Below are 24224 nucleotides of genomic sequence, written 5' to 3'. Positions count from 1 at the left end.
TAAAAAACGCCCCTGAAATTCAGGGACGAATCGATCGCGGTACCACCCTGGTTATTCCGCCTGACGCCGGCAAGCAGCCGGGGTAATCGGCGCGGAATCGCCTTATTCAGGCTGTAACGGGCCTGCCCGTCGGATTGGGTCCGAAGCTCGGAAGCCGGCTTCCCCCGCCCTTCGCACGAAGACGCTCGCAGCCTGGCCGGTACCGCTTGTCCGCATAGCCGAAGGGCTCGGGGGCGATCTGGCAAGGCGTCTTCTCTCTGCACTGCGGACTCTCGGGGTACTCTTGCTTCTTCAACGCTCGATGGCTATGTCTTGCTGAAGCTTTTCATGCGACGTTATCATTATAGGGTTGCGCTTTCGGCGGTGTCAAACGGTTTTTCGCCGGATGTAGTACGCGAACAGATGCTGGACGACGACGCGCAGCGCCGCGTATAAAGGCACCGCCAGCAGCAGCCCGACGACGCCGGCCAGCTCGCCGCCGATCAGCAGGACGAAGATGATCGTGAGCGGATGCATTTTCATCGATCGGCCTACGACCTGCGGGCTGATGACGTTGCTCTCGAGCGTCTGGCACAGCGTATTCACGATGACGACGAACAGCGCCATTTTCCACGAGATCGTGCTCGCCATGACGAGCGCGGGCAGCGCGCCGAGGAACGGTCCGAGATACGGGATGATATCGAACAGCGCGACGAATGCGGCCATGAGAAGCGGGTACGGCATGCCGATGATCAGATAGCCGATATAAGCGGCGAGCCCGATGCACAGCGACACGATGAACTGTCCGCGGATGTAGCTGCCCAGCGCCATGTCGATTTCCTTGAACAGCCGGATCGTGCCCTGCCTTCTGGCACGCGGCAAATATTTCAGCACGGCCCGCTCGAAGACGTCCATGTCCTTCAAAATATAAAATACGAGAAAAGGAACGATCATCAGGAGAAAGATGACGTTGACGACGGCGCCGATATTGTTCAAAAAAATCGGATATGCGCATCGAGACCTGCTTTTCCAGCCCGAATACGGCCCGGTTGATGCCGCTTCGCACCGTATCGGGCAGCGAGTCGTTCTTGTTGAAGCTGTCCACCAGGCTCTGCGCCCGCATCGTCAGCTCCGGCATATGCTCGTTCAGCTCCCGCACCTGCGCGGCGAACATCGGGGCCACGTTCACGAGCACGACGACGCTGCTGCAGACGAACACCGCGTAGATCAGCAGCACGGCGGCGGTCCGCGGCATTCTCCGGTGATGCAGCATGGCGACGATCGGATTGAGCACGTACGCGATGATCATCGCAATGAGAAATGGCGCGGATACGGCCTTGGCGAAGCGCCACACCGACAGCAGCATCGGCCTGACGAGCGTCGCCAGATACAGCGCGAGAAGCGCCAGCACGATATAGACGAGCACGGCCAGCAGGCGGCTTTGCGACAGCCGGTTCATCTTTTCACCCCCCCGACCGTTCTTGTCCGGTCCACCCTCCAGTATATGTACAACCGCGCCGGCATAAACCTGTATCAAAGGACGAACTCCGGTTATCCGGCCATACAAAAAAAGCCCCTGCGCTCGATGAGGAGCGCGGGGGCCGTCAGGGGGTGATGATAATCCGATCGCCCGGAATGAATCGTCACATGCCGCCTGCATGAATATGCGGGGGTATCGGCTCTCCGAAAAACAGATCGTCGAGCGAGCTCAGCGTGCCGTCCTCCTCGACCTGATAAACGGACATCTTGTCTCCGTTCACCGTCAATTCGATGAAGCAGCTCCAGCAGTAAAACTGATGCGATCCGATCTTGCCGATATCTTTGGAATTGCAGTTCGGGCATCTCATCATCGGTTATCACCTTTCACTTTCCGCGTTAGGGTCTCTATCCATAATTCGCTCATATGATGCGGGTACGAGGATCGCATCCTCGCCCAATGTCAAGTCCTTGGGGCCGTCCGGCAGGTACATGCGCCGCCGTCCTTCGAACACGTCCGCGAGTAATCCGTCCGTCAACTCATAGCCTGCTATTTGTGTACCCGCGGTCTTGCGAAAATAAACATCGGAGATACGGCCAAGTTCCTGGCCTTCCAATGTATAGACGGGAAGCTCCCGCATCCGGATCAATCCCGTGTGAAACGTCCGCTGCAGGCTCTTGCGAGGCAGGCTTCGGATCGCGTCCTTGTCCTTGACGACCAAGGCGTCTTCGCCGCTCGTAAGAACGTCCGTCCACTTCGCGATGCGGACTTTGCGCCCGAGCCCGAACCCGCCGTCCAGGACGACGTACTCGGCTTCCCAAAATTCGTCGAATCCGATGTCCAGCACGCGGCCTACGCGCTTGCCGTTCGGGAGCAGCACCGGCAATCCGATCATCTGCTGCAGGCTACGATTCATCTCAACCTCGCATGTATAGGCGGCTGCCTGTTATCTCTTACGCAAGCGGGCGACAATGGTTGCAACAATTTCTGCCGCTTTGTCCGCTTGAGAGATAGTATTGCCCATTCCGAAGCTAAATCTTACCGAATTTTTGCAAAATTGAGGCGATAGCCCCATCGCGGTCAGCACGTGCGACGGCTGCAGCGAACCGGACGTGCATGCCGATCCGCCGGATACGGCAATCCCCTGCAAATCTAAATTCATCAGCAAGGTCTCATTAGAAACGCCCTCGATGCCGATATTCAGAATATGAGGCAGCCGCCCCGACGGGTCGGGATCGCCGTTCAAGGTCACCGCTTCGGGTCCGAGCCGTTCGCGCAAGCCTGTCAACAGCGCGTCGCGAACGGCTTCGGCATGCGCTCGCCGCGCGTCTACCGTGCGCGCCGCAAGAGAAGCGGCGACGCCGAACGCCGCGATCCCCGCGACGTTCTCCGTGCCTGCGCGCCTGCGGCGCTCCTGCGATCCGCCGTACAGCAGCGGCTGCCATGGCGTGCCCGTACGCACATACAGCGCGCCTACGCCCTGCGGTCCGCCGATCTTGTGCGCGGACAGGCTGAGCAGGTCGACCGGCAGCGTGCCGACATCGATAGGCGCGTAGCCAAGCGCTTGAACGGCGTCGACGTGCATGACGGCGCCATGGCGGCGGGCCAGCTCGCCGATGTCCCCGATCGGCTGCAGGGTGCCGGTCTCGTTGTTCCCGTACATGACGCTGACGACCGCGGTCGTATCGTCGATCGCGGCTTCGGCGTCATGTAAAGAGACGCGTCCGAGGCGATCGACCGGCAGCACGGTAAGCGCGAAGCCTTCGTCGGCCAGCCGCCCCGCGGCATGAAGCACCGCGTGATGCTCGACCGCAGTCGTCACGATGCCGATCCGACGCGGGTCCTTGGCGCGCTGCGCCCGGGCCGCGCCGAACAGGGCGGCATTGTCGCTCTCGGTGCCGCCGCCGGTGAACGTCAGCTCGTCCGGCCGGCAGCCGATCGCGCCAGACAGCGCGTCGCGAGCTTCGGTCACGCGGCTGCGGGCGCCGCGGCCGAACGCGTGGAGGCTCGACGGGTTGCCTGGAGCATCGCCGGCCGCCGACACGTAAGCGGCGAGCGCCTCGGGGAGCATCGGCGCCGTCGCGGCGTAATCCATATAAATGCGTTCCATATCCATCACCGTCTACATCTAAATGTAGAACATGTAGCTGTCCGGCTTGCCCTCATCCTTGAAATTGATGAGATCCGACAGCGTCGTAGAGTCCAGCACGCTCGCGATGCTGTCGCGGATGCGCAGCCACAGGTCGCGCTTCGCGGCGTCGTCCTCTTCGGTAAAGTCGACCGGGCTGATCGGCCCTTCGAGTATGCGAATAATGTCCCCTGCCGTGATCCCTTCCGGATCCTTCGAGAGAATATAGCCGCCGTAAGCCCCGCGAATGCTCTTCACCAGTCCCGCGTTGCGCAGCGGAGCGATCAGTTGCTCCAGGTAGTGCTCGGACAATCCGTTTTTTTCGGCGATGCTTTTCAGGGAGATCGGGCCCTCGCCGAACTTGGAGGCCAGTTCCATCATGATCGTCAGTCCGTAACGGCCCTTCGTCGAAATCTTCAAATCGGCACCTCGTTCCACGCAGACAGCGGCGCAGTCGTCTTTTATATTGATAGGTCAGTATCATGGATGCAAAAAAAAGGGAGTATCCCCATATCACATCTATGTTATCACATCATCCATCGTTGTGGTCAAAAAATCGGTGACATATTCATGTAATTTAGAATGCGCCATCTTTCGACTGAATCTCCTCGCCGGCCCGCGGCGCAGCTCCCCCGCTCGGCGCATGCCGCGAACTTGTGCTACAATGGGGAATGCCGGTTAGGCCACATCCCATTCGCTTGCGCAGGAGTGATTATTATAATGAAAGATTTAAGGTTTGCCAACCCCGCGGACACCCGGGTCGTCGTCGGCATGTCCGGCGGCGTGGACTCATCCGTCACGGCGCTGCTGCTCAAGGAGCAGGGCTTCGACGTGATCGGCGTGTTCATGAAAAACTGGGACGATACAGACGAGTCCGGCGTATGCACCGCCGACCTCGACGCCGAAGACGTGCGGCGCGTCTGCGACCAGATCGGAATCCCCTACTATACCGTCAACTTCGAAGAGGAATACAAGGATAAAGTATTCGCCTACTTCCTCGACGAGTATCGCAGAGGCCGCACGCCGAATCCCGACGTCATGTGCAACCGGGAGATCAAGTTCGGCGAATTTCTCCAGAAGGCGCTGGATCTCGGCGCGGACGTCATTGCCACGGGACACTACGCCCGCGTCGCGTTCGAGAACGGCGAGTACAAGCTTCTTCGAGGCGTCGACGCCAACAAGGACCAGACGTACTTCCTGCACGCGCTGGATCAGGACCAGCTGTCCCGCGCGATGTTCCCGATCGGCCACCTGCCCAAGCCCGAAGTAAGGCGCATCGCCGAAGCCGCGGGCCTCGCGACCGCCAAGAAAAAGGACAGCACGGGCGTCTGCTTCATCGGGGAACGCAACTTCAAGCAATTTTTAAGCCAGTACCTCCCCGCCCGTCCCGGCGACATGATCGACGCGGCTACCGGCGAAGTCAAGGGCCGCCACGACGGCTTGATGTACTACACGCTGGGACAACGTCAAGGCCTCGGCATCGGCGGATCCGGCACGGGGGGAGCCCTGGTTCGTCGCCGACAAAGACTTGGAGCGCAACGTGCTGTACGTCGTCCAGGGCGAAAGCGATCCGATCTTGTACTCTCATGGCTTGACCGCGGGTCAGGTCAACTGGATCGCGCCCGCCAAGCTTGAGGCGCCGATGCGCTGCACCGCCAAGTTCCGCTACCGCCAGCCGGATCAGGGCGTGACGCTGACGCCCCAAGCGGACGGAACGGTCGAGGTCGCCTTCGACGCGCCGCAGAAAGCGATCACGCCGGGCCAAGCCGTCGTCTTCTACGACGGAGAGACTTGCCTTGGCGGCGGATCGATCGAACGCGTGCACAAGGCGGCGCTGTCCGAGCGAAGCTAAGATTCGTCAGCGCATGCACGGTCATATGAAACCCCCCGGCTGCCTTGTCCTAATAGACGAGGCAGCCGGGGGTTTGGTTTTGGGAAAATGGAGCGTAACCGCAAAAAAAGAGCCTCCGGCATCGGCCGGAGGCTCTTCGATACGCTGTCGTGCTATAATGAGCGGCCGCGCGGGCGGTGCTTACAGCTTAACGACGTTGGATGCTTGCGGTCCGCGGTTGCCGTCGGTGATCTCGAATTCTACCGCTTGGCCTTCGTCCAAGGTCTTGAACCCGTCGCCTTGAATAGCGGAGAAATGAACGAATACGTCGTTGCCGTCTTCGACCGAGATAAAGCCGTAGCCCTTCTCTGCGTTAAACCACTTAACTGTTCCTCTCAAATGAAAAACCTCCTAAAATCTCGCCGTAAATCGGCGAATGACATTATTATATCCGAATCCTTGTCAAGACGCAATATGTGAATTTTATGTCTCATTTTGTCCCGTTATTGTTCCGCGGCCGCGATCGTCTTTTTGCGGAGGACCAGCACACGGCTCTCGCGCGGCACGAACGGCAGGCCGCAAGGGATGAACGAAGCTTCGGCTTCGGCCTCCAGCGCGCGGAGCAAGCGGTCCAGGTAAGGTACCGGCTCCCATGCCAGCGTGACGAGCGGATAGATTCGGACCTCGCCGCCCGGCTTCGACGTGCGCAGCAGCTCGCGGAGCGCATCTTCGTGGAACCGTTCGCCGAATTGATCCGCATACAAAAATAAGAAGTGGCTGCATACGACAAGCGAAAAGGTACCGTCTTCGAACGGCAATCGCGGCAATGACGCGGCCAGGTACTTCCCTCCGCCCGCTTCCGACCGGAAATGGGCGGCGAAGGACGCGAGCGACGCCTCGCGAATGCGCCTGTGGCGCTCCGGCGAACCGTAATAACGCCAATCGTATACGTGCGACATGGCGGCGATCTTGGCGGAGGACGTATCGATCTCCTTCGCCGCCGCGGCGACGATCGCTTGCCGGTCTCCCGCGTAAAAAAGGATCCGCCGCGTAAGCGTCGATGCCTTGCGCGCAAAGATGCGCCGTGAACGAAGATGCGCCCCCCGCCACGTCCAATACTTTTTCTCCAATAAGCTCGTCGGCCTCGATCCCGAACATCCGCTCGTACTCCTCGTAAGAACGGCATGTCGAAGCGACCCCTGTCTGGGGGTATGCAGGCATTTTTTCCATGTTGCGCTAGTCTCCTCTCGTCTCTTCAAGCTATTCTCGTCTCTGCTTTAACCCCTGCGGGTTAATGCTACTTTGCCACCTCGGTCATCGGCTGTCAACCTTTTCCTTGCGACTCGTTTTTCCCGTCGCTACGCGGGTCGACATTGATTTCTGCCTTCATCTCTTCTATAGTCATGAATAACGGCTTCGCCGTATCAGAATCGGCGCATATGCTGCCGCACGGGAGGCGTTAACCATGTTTGCCAAGCACGTCATTTACAAAAACGACCATTACAACATGCTGACCGTGGAGGTCCAGGGCAAGACGCTCGTCGTACGCCAGATTTCGGACCAATGGGGCGAGGAATGCCACAAGTTCCTTAGTCGCCCCGAGATGATGCACTGGGCCGAGAGGCATCTTGTCGCGGAGGACTTCCCGGGCGGAGAGCAGCAGCTGGCCGAAGTGATGAACAGCCTGCGCAACGTCTAGATCCGGCAAGCGCCGGCCGTCGGGAAAGGAGGACGCGACCTATATGGACTACAGCGCCACGCTGATTTACGCCATCGCGGCATTCGGACTCGCAGCCGTGCTCATCTGGCAGCGCGACCACGTGCCGGCCAAGCTCCGCAGAGGTCTCGCGACCGTATCGCTGTTGCTCGTGGCGTTCGCATTTTTTTTGATCGTTTACGCCTTTTTCTCCGCAGGCAGCGCCTGAAGCCAGCCTCATGAAGCGCGCGGAGACAGGATATACTATCTCGGATTGCCATTCGTTGCTAAACGGAGGTCCGTCCGATGAGAATATCCGCGAAGCCGCTGGCCGCGCTGCTCTCGGCTGCGATGCTGTCCACGGCATGCGCGCAGGCGCAGTCCGAAGAAGCCGCCGCGCAAGGCGGCAGCAAGACGACGATCGCGCAGGCCTACGCCCGCGAAGAATCCAACGTACCGAGGAGGCTAACCAAGATGAACGAAGTGCTCAAACGCGGCGAAGTGCCCGCCGAACATCGCTGGCACCTGGAAGACATTTACCCGGACCAGGCAGCCTGGGACCGCGAATACGCGCAAGTGCGCGCGCAGCTCGGCGAGATCGCGTCCTACCAAGGCAAGCTTAAGGACGCTGCAACCATTTCCGCCTGCTTCGCCAAGGACGACGAGCTGTCGCTTCTCACGGAACGCCTCTACGTCTACGCGAACATGCGGAGCCACGAGGACATGGCCGACTCGAAGTATCAGGCGCTCTCCGAAAAAGCCAAAAAAGCTGAGCGTCGAGGCCGGCGAAGCGACTTCCTATATTACGCCGGAAATTTTGGGTCTTTCCGAGGAGACGCTCGAGGGCATCGTCGCGGATCCTTCGCTCAAGCCTACATACCGGCGCACGCTCGAAGAGATGCTGCGGCGTAAGCCGCATACGCTCTCCAAGAGCGAGGAGTCGCTGCTCGCCCAGGTCGGCAACCTGTCCCAAGCGCCGACCACGATATTCGGCATGCTGAACAACGCGGACATGAAGTTTCCGAAGGTGAAAAACGAAAAAGGCGAGGAAGTCGAGCTGACGCACGGCCGGTACATCCAGTTCCTCGAAAGCCGCGATCGCGGCGTGCGCGAGGCGGCTTTCAAGGCGGTGTACGACACGTACGGCAAATGGCGCAACACGCTCGCCGCGACGCTGAACGCGAACGTGACCAAAAACCTCTTTTACGCGCATGCCCGCCATTATCCGTCCGCCCTCGAGATGTCTCTCTTCGGCGACAACATCCCGGTGAGCGTCTACGACAACCTCATCTCGACGATTCACGAGCATCTGCCCCTTATGCACCGATACATGGCGCTTCGCAAAAAGCTGCTCAAGGTCGACGAGCTTCATATGTACGATCTGTTCGCGCCGCTCGTCGACGAGTTCGACATGGACATCGGTTACGAGGAAGCCAAGAAAACCGTGTACGACAGCCTAAAACCGCTCGGCGAAGACTATCGCAAGGTGCTGCAGGAAGGCTTCGACAAGGGCTGGATCGACGTCTACGAAAATGAGGGCAAACGCAGCGGCGCGTACAGCTGGGGCGCCTACGGCACGCATCCGTACGTGCTGCTCAACCACAAGGACAATCTGAACAGCATGTTCACGCTCGCGCACGAGATGGGACACGCGCTGCATTCGTACTACTCCGACGAGAGCAACGAATACCGCGACGCGCAGTATACGATCTTCCTCGCGGAAGTCGCCTCTACGCTGAACGAAGCGCTTCTAATGGATTACCTGCTGGACAAATCGAAAGACCCGAAAGAAAAAATGTACCTGCTCACGTACTACGCGGATCAGTTCCGCACGACGGTGTTCCGCCAGACGATGTTCGCCGAGTTCGAGAAGATCGTTCACGCGAAGGCCGAGAGCGGCGAGTCGCTCACGCCCGAAGAGCTGTCGGCGATCTATTACGACCTGAACGTCAAGTATTACGGCGCCGATATGGTCGTGGACAAGGACATCGAGATGGAATGGGCGCGCATCCCCCACTTCTATACGAGCTTCTACGTATACAAGTATGCGACGGGCTTCTCGGCGGCGACCAGCTTCGCCAAGCAGATTCTGAGCGAAGGCCAGCCCGCGGTCGACCGTTATCTCGGCTTCCTGAAGAGCGGGGGCAACGACTACTCGATCAACATCCTCAAAAAAAGCCGGCGTAGACATGTCGACGCCGGCCCCGATCGAGCAAGCGCTTAGCGTGTTCGAAGGATTGATCGAGCAAATGGAGCAGTTAACTGAGAAATAAGACCTAAATTGCATGCGCCTTTGGAACGCCCGCCGATCGCGGGTGTTCTTTTTTATACTATCGAACCAAAACTCGGCAGGAATCGAGCCCTATCGACACGAATAGATACACGGAATGTTGACGGGGAGTGGGATAGGATGCTGCGGAAGGACTTGTCGTCCGAACAATTGCTGACCATTATATTCGAATATATGGCCAAGATCTCCAGCGAATCCAAGCTGGACAAGGTCCTCGTGCTGATGGCCAATATGGGCCGCGAGATGATCGTGGCCGATCGCTGCACCGTCTGGCTCATCGACGAAGCAAGCGGCGAGCTGTACACGACGGTCGCCCACGGCGTCAAGGAAATCCGGATCCCCATCGGATCGGGCCTCGTCGGGCACGCCATCGCGACCGGCGAACCGGTCGTCATCGAGGACGCCCGCCACGATCCGCGTCACAACGCAGAAAACGACCGCAAGACGGGCTACCAGACCAAATCGATCATCACGATTCCGTTCAGGAACAACGACGGCGAGACGATCGGCGCCTATCAGGCGATCAACAAAATGACCGAAGCGGGCAAGTTCACGGACTACGACATGAACCTGCTGTCGCTTGCCGCCTCCTATGCCGGCAAGTCGCTGGAGTCGGTCATGCTGCACCAAGAGATCGCGGACACGCAGCGCGAGATCATCTCCACGATGGGCGAGATCGGCGAGATCCGGTCCAAGGAGACGGGCAACCACGTTCGGCGCGTCGCCGAGTATTCGTACGTGCTGGCGAAGGCGTACGGGCTGTCCGATCGCGAGGCCGAGACGCTGCGCGACGTGTCGCCGATGCACGATATCGGCAAGGTGGCCATTCCCGACGCCGTGCTGAACAAGCCGGGCAAGCTGACCGACGAGGAATACGACATCATCAAGTCGCACACCCGGATCGGCCACCAGCTGCTCAAGGGCTCGCGCCGCGAGCTGCTCGCCGCGGCCGCGATCATCGCGGAGCAGCATCACGAGAAGTGGGACGGCACCGGCTACCCCAACGGGCTCGCTGGCGAGGACATCCACATTTTCGGGCGGATCACCGCCGTTGCCGACGTGTTCGATGCGCTTAGCGCAGAGCGCGTTTATAAGGCTGCCTGGCCGCTCGACCGCATCGAAAAGCTATTCCGCGAAGAACGGGGAAGGCACTTCGATCCCGCCGTCGTGGACGTCTTTTTCGACAAGCTCGACCACTTGGTCGATATCCGCGACCGATTGAACGACCGGCTTAGCGAAGAAGTCGGTTAATCGCCTCACGCATCCCGCCGCGGCTGCGCGAATGGCGCCAGCGCATCAAGCCAAGCCGTGGCCTTCTCCTCGAGTCCCTTATGCTGCCGCGTCGGGATCGGACTCGTCGAAGGCAGCTTCAGCACGGTCCGCCTGCGCACCTCCGGATCCTTTCCGTGATACTTGTTCAGCGTGTCGTATGACTTCCCTCCGTTGCATACGATGACCTCGATGTTCGGGTAAGCCCGCAGCAGACCCGGAATATCCGTCGGCTCGGCCTCCCGGATATCGGCATCCAGACTCCCCTCCCGCTCGCAGACCGCGATCGTATCCCAGAGCGCGCAGCCGTGCACCAACGCAAAACGAAGCCGATCCTCATAGGACTCGTCCGGCGCGCCTGCGCCGTGAAGCCTGTAGAGGATCGGCCAAAAGTGGTTGCGGGCATGTCCGTAATAGCGGCTCGCGGCGAGCGATGCCGTCCCCGGCATGCTGCCCAGAAAAAGAATCCGCGAATGCGCGTCAACGACCGGCGGCAAGGCATAAACCTTGTTTGGCGTCGTCATGTCGGCTCACCTCCGTCCCCCCCCATTTTGTCATAGCGGAGCGCCGGAAGGCAAATCGATAGCGCTGTTGGATGAGCCAAGCCAGTCGGTTCAGGCATCAGGCTTCAGGCTTCAGGCATCAGGCTTCAGCCCTTGACGCTGCCCGCGGTCAGGCCTTCGATAATCTGCCGCTGCAGGAACGAATACAAGAGAAGCACAGGCAGCACGCTGAACACGATGCCCGTGCAGACGAGCGCATAGTTCGTCTGGAACGCGTCGCGGAAGCCGACCATGCCCGTAGGCAGCGTGCGCAGCGCATCGCGGCTGATGAAGAAGTTGGCGAGCAGGTACTCGTTCCAGTTGCCCAGGAAGTTCACGATGAAGACGGTGACGAGCGCCGGAATCGTAAGCGGCAGGATGATCTTCCAGAACATCCGGATCGCGCCCATGCCGTCGATCGTCGCGGCCTCCTCCAGCTCGTGCGGGATGTTGTGCATGAAGGCGACGAGCAGCAGTACGCTGAACGGCAGCGCGCCTGCCGTGTAAGGCAAGAACAGCGCCCAGTGCGTATCGAGGATGTGAAGGTCGCGGACCAGGAAGTATTGCGCGATAAACAGCACGTTGCCGGGAATCAGCATGCCGACAAGCACGAGCTGATAGATCCATTTGCTGATCCGGGTCAGCTTCATCCGCGCCATGGCGAATGCCGTAGCGGCGGCCATAAGGACGCCGACTACCGCCGCGCTGGCGGCCAGGTACAAGCTGTTGAAGAAGTAGACGCTGATTTTCGCCTTGACCCAGGCTTCCTTGTAATTCTCGAATACCCAGGTTTTCGGCAGGCCGAACGGGTGTAGCGCGATCTCCGTATTGTTGGCCTTGAGCGAGGAAAACAGCACGAACAGGAACGGTACGAGAATGATGACGACGTAGATGATCATGAAGAAGTGCGGAATGGATTTTTTTGACGGCGACCGGCATCAGAACTCAATCCTTTCCTGTCTTCTCGCGATGAGCAGCTGATACAGCGCGGTGAGGATGAGCGCGATGACGAAGATGATGATGGAGAGTGCGGAACCGTAGCCGTAATCGCCGTACTTGATCGCCTTGTTGACCATGTACGAGGCCATGACCTCGGTGCTGCCCGCGGGACCGCCGCCGGTCATGACGAGGACGATGTCGACGACGCGCAGCGCGCCCGCGATCGACAGCATGATGACGACGTTGATGATCGGCCGGATCAGCGGAACGGTCAGATACCAGGCACGCTGGACGCCGGTCGCCCCGTCGATCATCGCGGCTTCGTCGATGTCTTTGGGGATGCCGAGGATGGCGGCCAGAATCAGTACGATATAGAAGCCCATCCACTGCCAGGCGTTCGTCAGCAGGATCGAGAACATCGCCCACTTAGGCTCGGCCAGCCAGTAGATCGGTTCGATGCCGAATAGGTTCAAAAAGTTATTAAGCAGTCCCACGTCCGGATCGTAAATATAGCCCCAAAGGATCCCGATGATCGAGGTCGAAAGTATGGACGGCATGAAAACGGTCGTCTTGTAGAAGCCCTGGAATCGCTTGACGTTGCTGATGAGCAGCGAAAAAACGACGATGAGCGGCACCTGGATGCAGCAGGAAAACAGCAAAATGATCAGGTTGTTCCAGATCGAGCTGCGGAACTCGGCGTCTTTGAAGGCATTGACGAAGTTATCCAAGCCGATGAACTGCCTGGCGTTCAGTCCGTCCCAGTCGGTGAAGCCGAACACGAACGACGTGATCGTCGGATAAATAAAGAACAAAAAAATACATCGCTACGGTTGGAATTACGAAAAGCATGTAGACATAGGGATTTTTTAGCGTAGTTTTCATTCCGGATCCTCCCCAGCCGTCTTCATTGGTATAGAGAAAGCGCCGCCTACGCTGGGCGGGCTGCGCTTCTCGTTCGCTTCGGCCGGCGGCTTACTTTGCGGAGGCGTTTTCCGCGTCTTGCACTTTTTGGATGGCGTCGCCGACTTGCTGCGGCTTCGCCTTGCCTGCGATGAGCTTCTGCAGCTGCGTCTCGGTCTCGGTGTACACCTTGGATTGCACGACGGAGTCGAAGTGCGGGAACGTCTTGCCGGCGGACTTCAGCACGTCGAGCACTTGCTTGAGCAGCGGGTCCGTCACTTGCGCGATGGACGCGTCGGACAGCTGCATCGAAGGCAGGACGCCGTCTTCGAGCAGGCCGCGAAGCTGCATTTCGTCGGAATACATGTTTTTGATGAATGCTTTGACTGCGGCAAGCTCGTTGTCGTTAAGGTCTGCGGAGAAGCCATAGCCTTCGCCGTAGTTAGCGTTGACGGCCGTCTGGTCGCCCTTGCCGTTCGGGACGGCCGGGAGCGCTACGTAAGCCACCTTGCCTGCGATCGCCGCGCCGACCGCGTCGTTCTTAAACGCGGAGTTCCGCCAGGAGCCGTCGAACATCATACCGGCTTTGCCCGCGACGAAATCGTTCAGCATGTCGCCGTACTCCTTGCCCAGCTCGCCTTTCGTGAAGTAGCCCTTCTTTTCCCAGTCGGCGTACAGCTGATATGCGGCCACGACGTCCGGGGAGTTCCACTTGGCTTCGCCGGATTTGAAGCCCGGAATGGCGGCTTCGCCCGCGACGCGGCCGATCAGCGTATTCACGAGCATGTTGGGCACCCAAGCGCCCTTGGAACCGACGGCGAACGGCGTGATCTTGTTTTGCGCCAGCGTGTCGGCGGCTTTGACGAGATCGTCCCACGTGGTCGGCGGATTCAGGTTGTATTTCGCAAACAAATCGGTATTGTAGAAAATGCCTTCGGTGTTGCCGCCGATCGGCAGTCCGTACACCTTGCCGTCTACGGAGAAGGAGTCGAGCACGTTCAGGAACTTGTCTTTGATGCCCAGCTCGCCCAAGATCGGGGTCAGGTCGAGCAGACGGCCGGCTTTGGCGTACTTCTGCGCGTCGCCCGCGCCGCCGAACAAGGAGAATACTTTAGGCGGATTGCCCGCGGCCATCTCGGCCGGCAGCTTCGTGAAGCGATTGACGCTGTCTTCGACGCCGTCCAGCTCGAACTTCAGGCCCGGCACTTCGCTTTCCGTCTTTTTGACGACGTCGTCGAGGATCGCTTTGCGGAACTTTTGCGGTTCGCCGATCTGAATGTGACGGAGGGAAACCGTGAAGTTCTCGACCTTCGCCGGTTCGGAAGCGCTGGCGGACGGGGACGCGGAAGCGGATGCCGAAGCCGATGCGCTGGGGCTGGCGGATTCGCTTGCCGAAGGAGACGCGGCGCCGTTGTTGTTGTCGTTGTTCCCGCCGCACCCTGCCAGCACGGCTGACATGGCGACCGATGCAGCCAATACGGAAGTCCATTTCTTTTTCACTCGTTGACCCTCCCAAGGTTTGGTTTGCTTTGACTTCTTCATTGTAGAATGAATCGGCCGGTATGTAAGGACGCCAAACCCCTAACCGGGGGGATACAATCCTATAGTAGGCTAATGGCAGTCAAAAAGGACGCGTCCGGACGAGCCCGCATGCGGCCTTCGTCCAGATTCGCGTCCTTCTTAATTAAGCTTGATTGCGGTCGGGCTAAAGGCGGAACGTGCCTGTGCCGATCGTATCGTCGCCCCACAGAACCTCGACCTCGTCGCCGTCGGATAGACGGCCTACGCCCGCCGGCGTCCCCGTGAAGAGCAGATCGCCGGGGCCGATCCCATACAGGCCGCCGACATGCGCGGTCAGCGCGGGGAGGTCGAACACCATGTCGTTCGCGTCGCCCCGCTGAACCTCTTTGCCGTTCAACCGCATGGCGAAAGTCCGCCCCTGCTTTTCCGCTTCTGCCTCGTAGGAGAGCCAGCGACCCAGCGGCGCCGAATGTCGGAAGCCCTTGGCCGCGAGCCACGGGTAACCTTTTGCCTTCAACTCGTCTTGCACGTCGCGCAGCGTCAGGTCGAGGCCGACGGTGAAATGCGAATACAGTTCGTGCAGCGCGATGCCCGGCTCATAATGCCTTCCGGCGAGCCAGACGAGTTCGGCTTCATAATGAACCGCGCCGCGATCGCCGGGTAGTTGAACGGTCGATCCGTCAAGCCGCACGGCGGCATGCGAAGGCTTCGTGAACATCATCGGCGAATCGGGCACCGCGTTGCCGAGCTCTGCGGCATGCAGGCGATAGTTGCGTCCGACGCAGTAAATATTGCGGCAATCGACCGTATTGGAAATCGTCATGCTGCTGTCTCCTTATCTAACGGCCGCCAGCCAGCGGTCCGGGTAATTCGTGCAGAGCTGAAAAGATTGCGCATAGGTCGCCAGCTTGTTCAAGTCCCGCTGCTCGTTCACCGTCCAAGCCATGACCTCGATGCCGGCGGCTTCGGTCTGCGCGAGCAGCGCGACGTTTACGTACTTGTGGTTAAGCGATAGCACCTTGGCGCCGAGCGAATCGAGGACGGCCGCGATGTTGGACGGCCGCTTGTCCAGGATGAGCCCGGTCCGCGTGCGCGGCGCATGGCGTCTCGCGGCGAGCAGCAGCGCATGATCGAAGGACGTCAAAATCGAATCCTCCTCGCGTTCATGCGCCTGCAGCAGCTCTCCCACCTTGCGCGCGAGCAGGTCTTTGTCTGGCTCCCCGTCCTTCAGTTCGATGTTAAGCCTGCATCTGCCTCGCGTGAGCTCGAGTACTTGCGATAAAGCCGGAATCCCTTCGCCCGCATACATGCGGTGGAACCAGCTGCCGGCATCGAGCGCGGCCAGCTCGGCCGCGGTCTTGTCTCTTACCCTGGCCTTGACGCCTGTCGTTCGCTTGAGCGACGCGTCGTGAATCACGACAGGCACCTCGTCCTTCGACAGATGCACGTCCAGCTCGATCCGCTGGACCGCAGGCTCGCTGAGCGCCAGCCTGAACGCGGCCATCGTGTTCTCCGGGGCGGCGCCGGACCAGCCGCGATGCGCGACGCACGGATGCAGGGCTGCCTTTTCGGTCACATTCATGCGATTCGTCCTTTCTTTCCGTGCTCCTTTTACTTAGCCGTAATGCGGCCCTTCGAATCGACGCTCGCGCCGTACGATACCTTACTCAGCCTGGCCAGCAGCGCTTCGGCTTGTTCAGGCGCCATCGGACCGGGCTGCGAAGCCTTGGCGTACATCGGATCGAACTTGAGCCGGCACTTGCCGTCCGCCGTGCAAGTCGCGGTTAGCACGCCGGTATCCTGCGTCTTGGAATACGCCTGCTTCGTCGTAAAAACGAAATTACCCAAGCTGTAGGCGATCCACTTGCCCTTGTAAGCCTCAAAGCCTTGCAGCACATGGGGATGGCTGCCGACGATCAGGTCGGCGCCCGCGTCGATCAGCGTATGGCCGACGTTAAACTGCGCGTCCTTGGGGGTATCCGCGCGCTCATTGCCCCAATGGACCATCACGACGACGATATCCGCGAGCTCGCGCGCTTTCTTGACCGTAGCCACGGCACGGGTCGTATCGTAAGTCTCGGCGACGCCGGGATGATCGGGGCCCGCCTTCCACGAGCCGTCCGGCACGACGTTGGAGACGCCGATATAGGCGACCGTGATGCCGTTATGCTCGATATAGACGGGCTCGAACGCTTCTTTGTCGTCCGCGCCCGAACCCATATGCTTGAGCTTGATGTCGTCGAGCGCGTCCATCGTGTCGCTCAGACCCTCCCAGCCCTGATCGAGCGTATGGTTGTTGGCGAGGCTGACGACGTCCAGCCCGGCGTTTTTGAGTCCGGCCAGGTATTCCGGCTTACCCTTGAATACGTATTGCTTGTTCTCGGCGGGCGTGCCGCGCGTCGTGATCGGCGCCTCCAGGTTGCCGGCCGCGATATCGGCCGACTCCAACAACGGCTTTGCCAGCTTGAACGGATAGTCCACGCCGTATTGCTCGATCAGCTTGCCGACGGTCGACGCCGGCAAAATATCGCCGACGAAGGCAAGCGAGACGGATGCGCCCGATGGCGCCGAATCGCTAGGTTCAGCCGTTCCTGCGTCGGGCGTGGCCGCAGGCGCTTCGGTCGACGGGGAAGGCGCTGCAGGCGTCTCCTCGTCCGACGGCTCCCCTTGCCCTTCGTCGTCCGGTTCGGACGTAGGGGCTGAATCGGGCGTCTCCGCAGGCTCGGACGATTCGGCCGGCGAGGCAGCAGCGCCGGAAGGTTGCGGCCCCGCGGACGCGGAGGCAGACGAAGATGCGGAAGAGACCGGCGGCGGCGACGCGCCGCCGTCCCCGTTGCCCGCCACGAATGCCGCATACGCGCCTACGGCCGCGATCAGCGCGACGGCCAGCACGGCGATGGCGACGATCGGAAAGCGGCGTTTCCGCTTGGCTTTTTGCTTGGATTGAACACGGGAATAAGGCATTCAGATGAGACCTCCGACGATCGCTTAATGCCCGTTATTATAACATAGACTCGAACGCCGAGGCGAAACCCCCCATGACCCGCGACAGGCGGGTCTAAGCAAGAAGCCGCCGTCAGCGCTGAGGCTGAACGGCGGCTTCGCATAATAAAGAAGATCGGTCAGAAACAAGGGTAATCGCCGATCGTTACCGGCAGCCGTCCGACGGCAGGCAGCCTGCCGGTCAATACGCCCGCTAAAGCCGACATCATCGACGGCTTGTTCTCGTATGCGCAAATATATACGGGAACCGCCGGAACCTCAAGCAGATCGTACGGCGTACGCAAGGACGCCAGGACGAACGTCCGGCCCGCCGCCTCGGCCGATTCATGCAGCACCCGAATGAGTGCCGCCTGCCCGGGGTAGAAGCCCGCATCGTAGGAGCAGAACACGATGCTTTCCGCAGCCACGGCTGACGACGTCACTTCGTTCTTTTCCGCCTCCGTCGGTTCGAGACCGATCGCGATTTCGGTTACGTCCACCACTCCTCCGCTAAGCGCCGCGCCGAGCGTCCAGCTCTGTTCGACCGCCTCGACGACCTCCGTGCTCGTGCGGGCTTCCGTCCAGACGACCAGCGTCCGGCCGTCGGCACGGAGCGGCAGCCGCTCCGCGCCTTTCACGACCGTCACCGCTCGTTCGCTCAATCTGCGCGCCACCGCTTCTGCCAGCGCGGCGTCCGGCGCCGCAGCCGACGTACCAGCGAACAGCCCGCGCTTCTCCTTCAGCGACCAGACGCGCCGGACGGCTTCGTCGATGCGGGACGCGGGGATTTCGCCCGCCAGCACGGCCTCGTACACTGCTTCGAGCGCCGAGATCTGCCGATCGAGCCGATGGCTCACGAGGATCAGGTCCGCGCCTCCTTTGACGGCCTCGACCGCCCCCCTTGCGACGCCGATCGTTTCCGAAATGGCGTTCATCTCCAGGCAGTCTGTGACGACGACGCCATCAAAGCCGAGCCGCTCGCGCAGCACCCCCCGTCAGGATCCGCTTCGACAGCGTCGCCGGCACGCCGTCGGGCTCATACGCCGGGAAAACGACATGCGCCGTCATGATCGCGTCGACGCCGGCCGCGATGGCAGCCCGGAAAGGCACGAGCTCCACCGCATCCAGACGATCGCGCCCGTGCGGCACGACCGGCAGCGCGTGATGCGAGTCGGCAGCCGTGTCCCCATGTCCGGGAAAATGCTTGGCGACGGCCGCGATGCCGCCCTCCCGGTAGCCGAGAACGACCGCCGTGCCGAGCTTGGCCACTTTCTGCGGATTCTCGCCATAAGACCGGACGCCGATAACGGGATTGCGGGGATTGTTGTTCACGTCCAGGCAAGGCGCGAAGTTCATGTTGACGCCGAGGGCCCGCAGCTCCGCGCCCGACCGCATCGCGGCCTCGCGGGCCAGCTCGGCGTCGCCGGCTGCGCCGATGGCCATCGCGCCGGGCATGACCGTCACGCCCTCCTCCAGGCGCACGACCATGCCGCCTTCCTGGTCGATCGACACCAGGAGCGGCACGGCCGCCCTCTCCTGAAGCGCCTTCGTCAGGCTAGCGACCTGCACGGCGTCCTTCAAGTTGCGCCTGAAATAAATGACGCCGCCGAGCCCGTAATCCTCGATCAACCGGCGAATACCGTCTGCAGGCTCATGACCGTCGAATCCGCACATGAACAGCTGGCCGACTTTGCTCTTGAGGTCCAGGCCGTCCGGACCGCGATTAAGGTTCGACATTTCTTTTCTCCTTCGTTGCTCCGCGCGATTATCGTCCGGAATCGTTTTTGTCCTGCGCCAACGTCCTGCCCTGCGTTTGCTCCCTGTACTCCGAAGGCAGAAACCCGGTATATTTGCTGAATACCCGGGTGAAATATCTTCGTTCGGCATAGCCGACCATCAAGCCGATCGCCGTAATGCTCTTATCGCTGATGGCGAGCATCGACTTGGCCATTTCCATCCGCTGCTTGGTGACGTATTCGACGAACGTCTCGCCGAAGTGCTGCTTGAACAAGAGGCTGAAATAGCTGCCGCTGATACCCAAATAATCGGCCATCGCATCGATGCTAAGATCGGAGGACAGATTCCGTTCGATATAATCGCGCGCCGACAGCATCAGCACGTCGCTCGTCTTCTTTTTCATTACATTGTCGATCGAACGGTCGACCAGCCGATTAATGACGGTCAGCGTCTCGCGAATGCCCGGGTTGCGGTCGAGCTGCTTCCAAAACTCCGTCTCGTCCTCCCCCCTGTATGACGTCCATCGAACGCATCTCCCGCAGCAGATGCAGGCAGAGATAGTGAAGGATCGGTTGCACGCGCTCATACGAATCGTCGGGCAGATGACGGAAGCTTTCGTTCAGTTCCCGCAGCGCGCCCTCCGTTTTCCGGCGGTCGCAGCGCTTGAGCCCCGTGACCATTTCCTCGATCCGATCCCACAATCGCTGCGAATGCTCCGATTGCTGCTTCGTCCGCTCGGGCACGATAACCGCATCGTCTGTTCCGGCGTTCAGGCTGAGCGAACGCTGCAGATTCTTGTAAACCCGCGCCAGCTTTTCCAGCGATACGGGCGCCGGATGGAGCGCGACGCGTATTTGGATCTTGATATACCGCTCCACGGCTTCCCTCAGTTGGCGGCTCCATTCCTCGCACTCCGCCCTGTCGAACGCGGCTGCGGGCATGCGTTCGATCAGCACGCACCACTCCCCGTTTCGAACCTGCAACGCGGTATAAGGTATTTTAAGCGATGTCAAATATTCCTGAAGAACGTTGTGGACCGCGAAATTCCATAGCTTTCGCTCCTTATCGTCCCAATTGCGTTCCTTCTGCGAATAATCCGCCACGTCCACAAGCAGCATTGCGAACGACACCCCCCCCGCCCGACAGCTCATGTTGTTTCAGGAAAGGCTTTGCCGAGCCGCCCCCTACTTCCATCAGAACGTCGTAGAGCACTTTTTCGTAGGCCAGGTGAAACACCTGGTGCCACTCCCGCTGAATGCTTTGCTGCTCTGCCTTGCGTTCCCGAATGCCGTCAGCCAGCCTGCTGATCGTCTGACCCAACTCGTCGTAGTCGAGCGGCTTCAAAATATAATCCTTGACCTCGTACCGAATGACGGATCGGACATAACTGAAGTCCTGGTAGCCCGTCATCATGATCACCTCGGCGTCGGAACCCATCTCGCGCAGTTCCTCCAAAAACTGAATGCCGTCCATAACCGGCATGCGGATGTCGCACAGGATCAACTCGGGCGAATGCTCGCGGGCGAGCGCAAGCGCCGCCTCGCCGTTTTTGGCCGTACCCGCGACGTCGACGCGAAGCTCTTCCCAAGGAATGACGGCTTGAAGGTTTTTTAAAATGTTGATCTCGTCATCCACCAACAGCGCCTTTAATCTCACGTTCGCCGCCTCCCGTCTCGCTAGGTATGACGCACTTGATGATCGTTCCTTGCCCAGGCGCGCTGCACAGCATCAGTCCATAGTTGGCGCCGTAGTGAATGCGCAGCCGATCGGCGACATTCCCGACGCCCATCCCGCGCCTCTCGCCCGTCTCCGGCGATTCCTCATAGAGCTGTTCGAGCGTCGTCACGCCGCTTGAGGCGAACGAGGCGAGCCGCTCGTCTGAGATGCCGATACCGTTGTCCTCCACGTAAAATACGATTTTTTCGTCTTCTAACGCCGCCGATACGGTAATCTTGCCTGAATAATCGATGCCCTCAAACCCGTGCTGAATGCTGTTTTCGACGAGCGGCTGGATCGTTAGCTTCAGAATCGAATGCCCCATTAACGCCGGCGGGACTTCGATCGTATATTCGAACAGCTCTTCGAAACGGAACTTTTGAATTTCCAGATAGCTGCGAAGATGCTCCAGCTCCTGCTCGATCGTGATTTCTTCCTTTTGCGTGATGCTGATGCGGAAAATATTGCCTAGCCGCTGCACCATTTTGCTAACTTTGCGCCCCTCGTTCTGGACCGCCAAAATGTTGATCGATTCCAGCGCGTTAAACAAGAAGTGCGGCTTAATCTGCGCTTGGAGCAGCATCATCTCCGCCTTCCGCTTGCGCCGCTGCTCCATCGTCACGTCGCTGAGCAGCTCCGACACCCGCTCGACGAGACTGTTAAAGCCTTTGGCGAGGATAACCGTCTCGTCGTTGCCCGTCACCGGCACCCGCGTCGTGAGATCGCCTCGCTCCACCTTCCGCATCGCGCCGACGACGCTCACGATGAAGCTGATGGTCCGCCGGACGAACATCAGGTTGAACACGAGCGCGCAGGCCAGACAGCCGATCGTGATCATCACGACGTACCGGAGAATCGAAGCGAGATCCCCCGACAAATACCCCCAGTCCGTCACGGTGACCAGCGTCCAGTCTCCCGTGCCAAGGCGCTTGATGTCGCCCAGATTGTGGACGGAGACGAGGCTTTTCTCGCCGTCGAACTTCATCTTTTGGGTCTGGAAGTTACGCGATAGGTCCAGCCTGCCGTCCGGGTCGGTCTCCGCGAACGACCGGCCTTCGTTCTTCCCGGCACTGTCATATACGACGACGCCGCCTCTGCCAACGATAAGATACCGCCTGTCGCCGTCCCCTTCCGTATTATAAAAATTAAAAGTCCGCGCCAATTCGGTCATGCCGAAGCGCATGACCAGCACGCCTTTAGGCTGAAGCGTATCGATGTCGAGCAGCACCCGGATTTGCGTGAACAGGTTGTTCGCGCCCGTCAGTCTCGCATCCTCGTTCGGACCGATCCATACCGGCGCGCCGTTTTTTTTCAGCACTTCAGGGTAGATCGGATTGCTCTCCAGCACGTCCCTCGGGATCGGCTCGTCGACGACGAACCGGAGATTCACGACTTTGCCGTCGATATGGTACAGCGTTACCGACTTAATCCCGGGGTACGTGAGCAGCACCCGGCCCGTTAGCTTTTGTTTCTCGAGCAGCTCCTCGTAATCTCCGCTTTCGGTCTCCTTGGACTTGTCTTGCTTGCCCCCGGTACTCTGCACGCCCGCGCCGAGCGCCTGCTCCACGCTCTCCACGCTGTCCTCCGTCGTCACCCAGAAGTCCGAGAAGTAGTTCGCTTCCTTGATCATATTGTTCAGATTGCGGCCGATCGCGTTCATCGACAGCTCCATCTGATCCGAATACTTCTGCTCCGTTATATGCTGGAAGGTCAAATAAGAGATCGTGCCAAGCACGACGAGCGGCATGATGATAAAGAAAAAAAGGCGGTAAACACGCGCTTGCCCAGACTCATCGGACCCAGCCTTTCTCTTTCCCGCATAAGGGATAAATGTTCGTCTAACTTCCTGGTGTCATTATAGCAGGATGGAAGCGGGCCGTAGTCACATTATAGAGCGCGGCGGAGGCATACATAAGCAGACATTCATAGGGTCAAGGGATAAAATCTTCTACAAGCTGGCACAGGCGCTATACACCTCTTTTTTTGATTTCATGCCATTATCCCCGTCGCTCAGGAAAAGCGATTTTTTAACTTTCGACTAACATTTACATTTAACATAAATTTGGAATTCAACGATTGAATTAAGAACATATGTTTGGTATTATTTAATCATTGGAATGAGCTTTTTTTAAAGGAGCGCCGTGGCCATGCTGGAAGCCCCGATGACAAACGACGAGTTTCTTGCCGCTTTCGGCACGGAGCAAGCTTGTATCTCTTCCTTGTTCGACGCTCGCTGGCCAGGCGGGTTTCGCTGTTCGGCATGCGGCAGTACCCGATATTATGAAATATCGACTCGACGCCTGCCCCTGTACGAATGCGCTTCATGCCGGCTACAGACGTCCCTGATCGTAGGAACGGTTATGGAAGGCAGCCGCACGTCCTTGACCCGATGGTTTCATGCGATCTATTTGTTATCCCGCACGGATGGCATCAGCGCTCTGCGGCTCAGCGGATTGCTTCAGGTCACCTACAAAACCGCCTGGCTGATGGCTCATAAAATCAGAAACGCCATGTCCGAAGCCGACGCTTCCATCCTGTTAACCGGCGATGTCCGCATCGACCGATGTTATTACGGCGATCCGACCTTCGATGACGCACGTCAGCCGTTGCTCATCGGCGCTTCGTTCAACGACGAAGGCCTGCCTGCCGTTATCAAGATCAAACAACCTGATCCGAGCCACGTTTACCAAAATAAACGATTTGTCAAACCCGAAGGCGTCCAAGCATTTCACGAAGCGCATACCAATTGTTCCTCTCTGCCCGAGATCCACCGGTATCGTAAAAATCATCCTGCCCTAAGCTTGGTTGCTCGACAATTGAACGCTTGGCTCAACCTGACCTTCAACGGCATCGGCGCCAAGCATTTGCAAGGATATTTGAATGAATTTACGTTTCGCCTCAATTGCGCTTTTCGCAGCGCTTCGGCCTTTCAATCGACGGTCGAATGGTGCGCGAACTCTCCTGTCGTTACCTATCCGCAACTCACCGCGTTTAAACCAACGCTACAAGTGCCTTGGCTCTATTTCGGAAGCAAAGCCCGTTGGAGAGGCTCTCATTTGTCCCGTTGGGGGGCTTGATGGGATGCTGATTATTTGACCCTTGATGATTTCTGATTTATTGCTTTTTCTTATCTCCCGCTGTTTCTTGTTTTGTGTTGACTCTGCGTTTCCGGCTGTTTCTTGCCCTTGCTGTTGCTTGTCTCACGTTGATTTTTTCA

The 24224-nt window shown here is 59.2% G+C and carries 22 protein-coding genes and 4 pseudogenes; 6 read left to right on the top strand and 20 right to left on the bottom strand.

Annotated features, from left to right (window positions below; genetic code table 11):
* Positions 1-366: 366 nt before the first annotated feature.
* The 5 genes and pseudogenes from OMP38_RS21375 to cymR all read right to left on the bottom strand — a co-directional run bounded on the left by OMP38_RS21375 (position 367) and on the right by cymR (position 4004).
* Positions 367-1438, bottom strand: a pseudogene (locus tag OMP38_RS21375) (AI-2E family transporter).
* Between the two features lie 184 nt (positions 1439-1622).
* Positions 1623-1829, bottom strand: a complete 207-nt coding sequence (locus tag OMP38_RS21370; RefSeq protein ID WP_090114827.1) for a hypothetical protein — start codon at positions 1827-1829, stop codon at positions 1623-1625.
* A 6-nt stretch (positions 1830-1835) separates the two neighbouring features.
* Entirely contained in the window at positions 1836-2372 is a 537-nt protein-coding gene (locus OMP38_RS21365) for a PRC-barrel domain-containing protein (RefSeq protein WP_277566954.1), read from the bottom strand.
* Positions 2373-2402: 30 nt separating this feature from the next.
* Positions 2403-3566 (bottom strand): cysteine desulfurase family protein, encoded by a 1164-nt coding sequence (locus tag OMP38_RS21360; RefSeq protein WP_277566953.1) that lies wholly within the window; start codon positions 3564-3566, stop codon positions 2403-2405.
* An 18-nt stretch (positions 3567-3584) separates the two neighbouring features.
* Positions 3585-4004 carry a cysteine metabolism transcriptional regulator CymR gene (gene cymR, locus OMP38_RS21355; RefSeq protein WP_090114823.1) on the bottom strand — a complete coding sequence of 140 codons (420 nt, stop codon included), beginning with the start codon at positions 4002-4004 and terminating at the stop codon, positions 3585-3587.
* A gap of 300 nt (positions 4005-4304) precedes the next feature.
* Between cymR and mnmA the strand changes: the two are divergent.
* Positions 4305-5436, top strand: a pseudogene (mnmA, locus tag OMP38_RS21350) (tRNA 2-thiouridine(34) synthase MnmA).
* Positions 5437-5616: 180 nt separating this feature from the next.
* On the opposite strand, the gene OMP38_RS21345 reads toward mnmA, so the two are convergent.
* Positions 5617-5814, bottom strand: coding sequence for a cold shock domain-containing protein (locus OMP38_RS21345; protein WP_090114820.1), 198 nt, complete (start codon positions 5812-5814; stop codon positions 5617-5619).
* Positions 5815-5918: 104 nt separating this feature from the next.
* A complete protein-coding gene (locus OMP38_RS21340; RefSeq protein ID WP_277566952.1) occupies positions 5919-6545 on the bottom strand; it encodes a class I SAM-dependent methyltransferase in 627 nt (208 codons plus the stop codon).
* A 335-nt stretch (positions 6546-6880) separates the two neighbouring features.
* Here OMP38_RS21340 and OMP38_RS21335 point away from each other — a divergent pair, with 335 nt between their 5' ends.
* The 4 genes and pseudogenes from OMP38_RS21335 to OMP38_RS21320 all read left to right on the top strand — a co-directional run bounded on the left by OMP38_RS21335 (position 6881) and on the right by OMP38_RS21320 (position 10652).
* Positions 6881-7114 carry a hypothetical protein gene (locus OMP38_RS21335; RefSeq protein WP_090114816.1) on the top strand — a complete coding sequence of 78 codons (234 nt, stop codon included), beginning with the start codon at positions 6881-6883 and terminating at the stop codon, positions 7112-7114.
* 43 nt (positions 7115-7157) lie between these two features.
* The gene (locus OMP38_RS21330; RefSeq protein WP_090114814.1) at positions 7158-7340 is read left to right on the top strand and encodes a hypothetical protein; all 183 of its coding nucleotides are present in this window, start codon (positions 7158-7160) and stop codon (positions 7338-7340) included.
* 245 nt (positions 7341-7585) lie between these two features.
* Positions 7586-9384: pseudogene (gene pepF / locus OMP38_RS21325) on the top strand (oligoendopeptidase F).
* 137 nt (positions 9385-9521) lie between these two features.
* Complete coding sequence (locus OMP38_RS21320) at positions 9522-10652, top strand: HD domain-containing phosphohydrolase (protein ID WP_277566951.1); 1131 nt, start codon at positions 9522-9524, stop codon at positions 10650-10652.
* Between the two features lie 5 nt (positions 10653-10657).
* Here the strand turns inward: OMP38_RS21320 and OMP38_RS21315 are convergent, their stop codons facing one another.
* The 13 genes and pseudogenes from OMP38_RS21315 to OMP38_RS21260 form a co-directional block, all read right to left on the bottom strand.
* Entirely contained in the window at positions 10658-11194 is a 537-nt protein-coding gene (locus OMP38_RS21315) for a DNA-deoxyinosine glycosylase (protein WP_277566950.1), read from the bottom strand.
* A gap of 125 nt (positions 11195-11319) precedes the next feature.
* Entirely contained in the window at positions 11320-12111 is a 792-nt protein-coding gene (locus tag OMP38_RS21310) for a carbohydrate ABC transporter permease (RefSeq protein ID WP_277566949.1), read from the bottom strand.
* A gap of 39 nt (positions 12112-12150) precedes the next feature.
* Positions 12151-13033, bottom strand: a pseudogene (locus OMP38_RS21305) (carbohydrate ABC transporter permease).
* Between the two features lie 90 nt (positions 13034-13123).
* Complete coding sequence (locus OMP38_RS21300) at positions 13124-14551, bottom strand: extracellular solute-binding protein (RefSeq protein WP_277566948.1); 1428 nt, start codon at positions 14549-14551, stop codon at positions 13124-13126.
* A gap of 205 nt (positions 14552-14756) precedes the next feature.
* Entirely contained in the window at positions 14757-15395 is a 639-nt protein-coding gene (locus OMP38_RS21295) for a fumarylacetoacetate hydrolase family protein (RefSeq protein ID WP_277566947.1), read from the bottom strand.
* 12 nt (positions 15396-15407) lie between these two features.
* Positions 15408-16154 carry a glycerophosphodiester phosphodiesterase gene (locus OMP38_RS21290; RefSeq protein ID WP_277566946.1) on the bottom strand — a complete coding sequence of 249 codons (747 nt, stop codon included), beginning with the start codon at positions 16152-16154 and terminating at the stop codon, positions 15408-15410.
* A gap of 29 nt (positions 16155-16183) precedes the next feature.
* Positions 16184-17536 carry a CapA family protein gene (locus OMP38_RS21285; protein WP_277566945.1) on the bottom strand — a complete coding sequence of 451 codons (1353 nt, stop codon included), beginning with the start codon at positions 17534-17536 and terminating at the stop codon, positions 16184-16186.
* A gap of 158 nt (positions 17537-17694) precedes the next feature.
* On the bottom strand, positions 17695-18543 hold the full coding sequence (locus tag OMP38_RS34895) for a glycoside hydrolase family 3 N-terminal domain-containing protein (RefSeq protein WP_338130598.1): 849 nt from the start codon (positions 18541-18543) through the stop codon (positions 17695-17697).
* Positions 18518-19291, bottom strand: coding sequence for a glycoside hydrolase family 3 N-terminal domain-containing protein (locus OMP38_RS34890; protein ID WP_338130597.1), 774 nt, complete (start codon positions 19289-19291; stop codon positions 18518-18520). Before OMP38_RS34890 ends, OMP38_RS34895 begins: the two co-directional genes overlap by 26 nt.
* Positions 19292-19319: 28 nt before the next feature.
* Positions 19320-19694 (bottom strand): helix-turn-helix transcriptional regulator, encoded by a 375-nt coding sequence (locus tag OMP38_RS21275; protein ID WP_277566944.1) that lies wholly within the window; start codon positions 19692-19694, stop codon positions 19320-19322.
* Between the two features lie 31 nt (positions 19695-19725).
* On the bottom strand, positions 19726-20409 hold the full coding sequence (locus OMP38_RS21270) for a hypothetical protein (RefSeq protein ID WP_277566943.1): 684 nt from the start codon (positions 20407-20409) through the stop codon (positions 19726-19728).
* The gene (locus tag OMP38_RS21265; protein WP_277566942.1) at positions 20354-20947 is read right to left on the bottom strand and encodes a response regulator; all 594 of its coding nucleotides are present in this window, start codon (positions 20945-20947) and stop codon (positions 20354-20356) included. Before OMP38_RS21265 ends, OMP38_RS21270 begins: the two co-directional genes overlap by 56 nt.
* On the bottom strand, positions 20919-22754 hold the full coding sequence (locus OMP38_RS21260) for a cache domain-containing sensor histidine kinase (protein ID WP_277566941.1): 1836 nt from the start codon (positions 22752-22754) through the stop codon (positions 20919-20921). The genes OMP38_RS21265 and OMP38_RS21260 overlap by 29 nt, the downstream gene beginning before the upstream one ends.
* 400 nt (positions 22755-23154) lie before the next feature.
* Here OMP38_RS21260 and OMP38_RS21255 point away from each other — a divergent pair, with 400 nt between their 5' ends.
* Positions 23155-24084 (top strand): transposase, encoded by a 930-nt coding sequence (locus tag OMP38_RS21255; protein ID WP_277566940.1) that lies wholly within the window; start codon positions 23155-23157, stop codon positions 24082-24084.
* Positions 24085-24224: the final 140 nt, after the last annotated feature.

Origin of the sequence: Cohnella ginsengisoli (assembly GCF_029525555.1) — a bacterium.
Lineage (GTDB): Bacteria > Bacillota > Bacilli > Paenibacillales > Paenibacillaceae > Cohnella > Cohnella ginsengisoli.
Note: the sequence above shows the minus strand (reverse complement) of the source record. Positions and strands in the feature narration are given on the sequence as shown.

Excerpts from the sequence above, each read along its gene's own strand:
- OMP38_RS21255 (WP_277566940.1), top strand. The coding sequence starts at position 23,155 with ATGCTGGAAGCCCCGATGACAAACGACGAGTTTCTTGCCGCTTTCGGC.
- OMP38_RS21330 (WP_090114814.1), top strand. The coding sequence starts at position 7,158 with ATGGACTACAGCGCCACGCTGATTTACGCCATCGCGGCATTCGGACTC.
- OMP38_RS21320 (WP_277566951.1), top strand. The coding sequence starts at position 9,522 with ATGCTGCGGAAGGACTTGTCGTCCGAACAATTGCTGACCATTATATTC.
- OMP38_RS21270 (WP_277566943.1), bottom strand. The coding sequence starts at position 20,409 with ATGCTGCTTGTGGACGTGGCGGATTATTCGCAGAAGGAACGCAATTGG.
- OMP38_RS21275 (WP_277566944.1), bottom strand. The coding sequence starts at position 19,694 with ATGAAAAAGAAGACGAGCGACGTGCTGATGCTGTCGGCGCGCGATTAT.
- OMP38_RS21360 (WP_277566953.1), bottom strand. The coding sequence starts at position 3,566 with ATGGAACGCATTTATATGGATTACGCCGCGACGGCGCCGATGCTCCCC.
- OMP38_RS21285 (WP_277566945.1), bottom strand. The coding sequence starts at position 17,536 with ATGCCTTATTCCCGTGTTCAATCCAAGCAAAAAGCCAAGCGGAAACGC.
- OMP38_RS21295 (WP_277566947.1), bottom strand. The coding sequence starts at position 15,395 with ATGACGATTTCCAATACGGTCGATTGCCGCAATATTTACTGCGTCGGA.
- OMP38_RS21310 (WP_277566949.1), bottom strand. The coding sequence starts at position 12,111 with ATGATCATCTACGTCGTCATCATTCTCGTACCGTTCCTGTTCGTGCTG.
- OMP38_RS21335 (WP_090114816.1), top strand. The coding sequence starts at position 6,881 with ATGTTTGCCAAGCACGTCATTTACAAAAACGACCATTACAACATGCTG.
- OMP38_RS21315 (WP_277566950.1), bottom strand. The coding sequence starts at position 11,194 with ATGACGACGCCAAACAAGGTTTATGCCTTGCCGCCGGTCGTTGACGCG.
- OMP38_RS34890 (WP_338130597.1), bottom strand. The coding sequence starts at position 19,291 with ATGTCGAACCTTAATCGCGGTCCGGACGGCCTGGACCTCAAGAGCAAA.
- OMP38_RS21290 (WP_277566946.1), bottom strand. The coding sequence starts at position 16,154 with ATGAATGTGACCGAAAAGGCAGCCCTGCATCCGTGCGTCGCGCATCGC.
- OMP38_RS21365 (WP_277566954.1), bottom strand. The coding sequence starts at position 2,372 with ATGAATCGTAGCCTGCAGCAGATGATCGGATTGCCGGTGCTGCTCCCG.
- OMP38_RS21370 (WP_090114827.1), bottom strand. The coding sequence starts at position 1,829 with ATGATGAGATGCCCGAACTGCAATTCCAAAGATATCGGCAAGATCGGA.
- OMP38_RS21260 (WP_277566941.1), bottom strand. The coding sequence starts at position 22,754 with ATGCCGCTCGTCGTGCTTGGCACGATCTCTTATTTGACCTTCCAGCAT.